The sequence below is a fragment of the Bartonella sp. AP19HLJMH genome (genome assembly GCF_042196245.1).
Classification (GTDB): Bacteria; Pseudomonadota; Alphaproteobacteria; order Rhizobiales; family Rhizobiaceae; genus Bartonella.
In genome coordinates, this window is sequence record NZ_JBHIPX010000039.1 from 1 (window position 1) to 3,278 (window position 3,278).

3 protein-coding genes and 1 pseudogene are annotated in these 3,278 nt (G+C 33.0%); 2 read left to right on the forward strand and 2 right to left on the reverse strand.

Annotated elements, in window-relative coordinates:
- Nucleotides 1-53: 53 nt before the first annotated feature.
- On the reverse strand, nt 54-185 hold the full coding sequence (locus tag ACFINR_RS09045; RefSeq protein WP_375631686.1) for a hypothetical protein: 132 nt from the start codon (nt 183-185) through the stop codon (nt 54-56).
- A gap of 183 nt (nt 186-368) precedes the next feature.
- Here ACFINR_RS09045 and ACFINR_RS09050 point away from each other — a divergent pair, with 183 nt between their 5' ends.
- Entirely contained in the window at nt 369-719 is a 351-nt protein-coding gene (locus tag ACFINR_RS09050) for a type II toxin-antitoxin system RelE/ParE family toxin (protein ID WP_041581387.1), read from the forward strand.
- 1 nt (nt 720) lies between these two features.
- Complete coding sequence (locus ACFINR_RS09055; protein WP_015856199.1) at nt 721-1,044, forward strand: helix-turn-helix domain-containing protein; 324 nt, start codon at nt 721-723, stop codon at nt 1,042-1,044.
- A 157-nt stretch (nt 1,045-1,201) separates the two neighbouring features.
- Here the strand turns inward: ACFINR_RS09055 and ACFINR_RS09060 are convergent.
- Nucleotides 1,202-1,871: pseudogene (locus tag ACFINR_RS09060) on the reverse strand (portal protein); the annotation flags it as partial.
- Nucleotides 1,872-3,278 lie beyond the last annotated feature (1,407 nt).

A 3,278-nucleotide genomic window follows, 5' to 3' on the forward strand; every position in this document is an offset into this window, starting at 1 on the left:
TCTATGAGAGATATGAAAACTTATCAAAAGAAACGTAAATGTGCGTATGATCTTTAATCACTCATTTGAATGAGAGAGCCTATAAAACGCTTGTTATGGCTATCAAACGTATCAAACAAATCAAAATGCTCGGTAGCTTTAACAATCCAATCAAAAGCAAATGCATATTCAATAAATATCTGCAAAAAACGTTCTTTTTACATTTGGAAGCGTTGGTTTTTACAAAGCAGCTTTTCATAAGATAAATAAACAATTATGGTTTTTTGTTACCATTTTTATCAAGTCAATTTTATTAATAATAGTTATTAAAAAATCACAAAATTAGAATAACCACTTGAAAATATACCCATATGAGTATATTAATAATCATGAGTAAAATAAAACGTATCATATGGCTTGGTTCTTCACTCAAAGATATAAAAAGTCTTCCTGATCTTATTCAACAAAGGATTGGTTATGCTCTTTATCTTGCTCAGATAGGAGATAGAGGAGAAAATGTTAAGGTTCTCAAGGGGTTTGGATCTGCCAATGTTCTAGAAATTATTGAACGCGATATTCAAGGAACTTATCGCGCTGTTTATACGATACAATATAAAAAATCTCTTTATGTGTTGCATTGTTTTCAGAAAAAATCGACCCGTGGCATTGCAACACCAAAACCAGACATTAATCTGATTAAAGAACGTCTCAAGTTAGCAGAACAATTAGAAGGGAATTAAAATGATCAATGTTTTTCACGGTAGTTCCAATGTTTATGCGGATCTTGGCTTTTCAGATTCCAGAGAGATGCTTATCAAAGCGCAACTTGCTCATAAGATTAGTCAAATTCTGAAAGAAAAGAACTTAACACAAAAACAGGCTAGTCAACTTTTGAAAATGACTCAACCAAAACTGTCTAAACTCTTAAGTGGAGAATTTCGAGGAATTAGTGAAATGAAAATGCTTGAGTGTTTGGCAAAATTGGGAAACGATATAAAGATTATTGTTAATCCGAAAGAAGTTAAAACGCTTGAAGGACATTTTGAAGTTGTTTTTTCTTCTTAAACTTCTTTATGATTAGCTTTTTATGGTCTATTCATACATGGCAATTGTTTATAAAAAATGGTCAAATGAATCACGTATAAAAGTGTGGATTCTTGAGTGGATTCATATAAGATAATTACAAACAAACTATTGACTTTATTGTATTTTTGTTTATAATGTCCTTCAACAAGTGTGACCATCCGACGACCGTTTTCAACATCAATGCCCTTCTCATCATCGTAAGCTTCAAGATCATTATGATGAATGCCTTCATAAGCAGCCCCATCACGCGCCCAATCAGCACTCAGTTCACTCCAATGGGCTTTTGGAAACATCTGCTTGGCTACTTCCAAGGGCTTGCGGTCTACATACCACATGCGTTGTGCATCGGTTAAATTCGGTTGCACCGCTGCACTATCCCAAACCATTTTTAAAGGATCTAAACGCGTAATAACCGGTTCACCATCTATACTGTTCTCATAATCAAGCCGCGTATCGGTCCAGCCCATGCCGCAGATGACAGCGTCTTGGAAAGCATCACTATCTGCATATTCAGCATGTGCCATATCGCGAAACCATTCCGCTGCTCCTGTAAGCAATTCACTTGGCAATGCCTTGCCTATTTGACGGGGAATGAATTGCACCTCTCGTTTATTGTTACGCTCTGAACCCACAACGGCATTAACCAATGGTGCAATACGGTTAAACGTCATAACGGGGCGGCGTTGCTCTTTTAACGCCGCTAAATCAGCCTCATTCCACTGATCACCATTGTAAAATCGAAAATCCTCTCTTGCATGTTCGCGCCATTTGTTCACATGCTCAACATCTTCTTTGTACCAGCTGATAGGCTATCGTATCAAAAAATGAAATAAAGTCAATAGGTTGTGTGAAATTATTTTATATGAATCCATTTAAGAATCCACACTTTTATGCATGATTCATTTGACCATTTTTTATATAAGATTGCCATGTATGAATAGACCATAAAAAGCAAATCATGATACAAATATTATAACGCATGTGTGTATTCAAATAAAATGAAAAGCCGATATCATTCATAACAGTTCATAAATTTTATGATACGTTTTTATCACAGCACAAATCACATTGTTTTAAATTTAGTCGTTTGAAAATATCGATAACATACGTTTAAAGATCACATCTTGTTTTAAAGATTGGATTGTTAATCACATAAAAGAGCAAATTAACATTCGCCAAAATTGGCGAGCGCAAAATAGAGAGCTGTCATAACAGCATCATCATAACACCGAACATTTTAAAGATTGCATAAAAGGATTTAAAGACAAGATCACTTTTAAAACGCTTTCTAAAAGTTTAGAAAATGATAAGTAATCAGCATAAATATAATATCATGACATATAGAATGAAAATCACAATGTTATGTCTTATGAAATCAAAAGCTTTTTAATGATATAATGCAAGCAAGAAAAATTTAAAACCATTGTAACATCATAAGGCATGGGATTTTACTCAATTTTGAGTCAAAAGCTGTAATATTTAAAGAATGCTCTATTCTAAGATAACATCCCCAAAATGGACCGGCTAATATTTAAAGAAATTAGGTTTTAATGAAAAGTACAAATACGCTTATGAGAACCTCTTTAAATGCACGTTTAAACGTTTGAAACATAAAATGAGATCTTTATAAGAAACGTTAAAACTTTTTTTTTATTACAGTTATAACTTAGTTATCATTTGCTCTTAAGAACGTTTCATTTATGAAAAATGAAGATCTAGATTTCACAGCAGAGCAAAATCTTAAAAACCTTACACTTTATAAAAGCGTTTGTTTATTTATCTTATGAAAAGCTGCTTTTGAAACCTAACGCTCGTAAATGTAAAAAGAACGTTTTTACAAGACATTCACTTAATATGCATTTGCTTTTGATTGGATTGATAAAGCTACCGAGCGTTTTGATTTGTTTGATACGTTTGATAGCCATAATAAGCGTTTTATAGGCTCTCTCATTCAAATGAGTGATTAAAGATCATACGCACATTTACATTCCTTTTGATAAGTTTTCATATCTCTCATAGAGCGCTTGCAATATGATACGTTTTGTATATATGCACTGATTACTCCATTGTGGATGATTCATTTTAATCAATAAAAAACGCTATTTGAAAGCCGCGTCATATCACTTTCGACACGGCTTTTTTATGTTACTCTCTCTTTTATGATATGTTTATAGCAATGCATTTTATATGCGTTTATAACCATAAAGAATGCA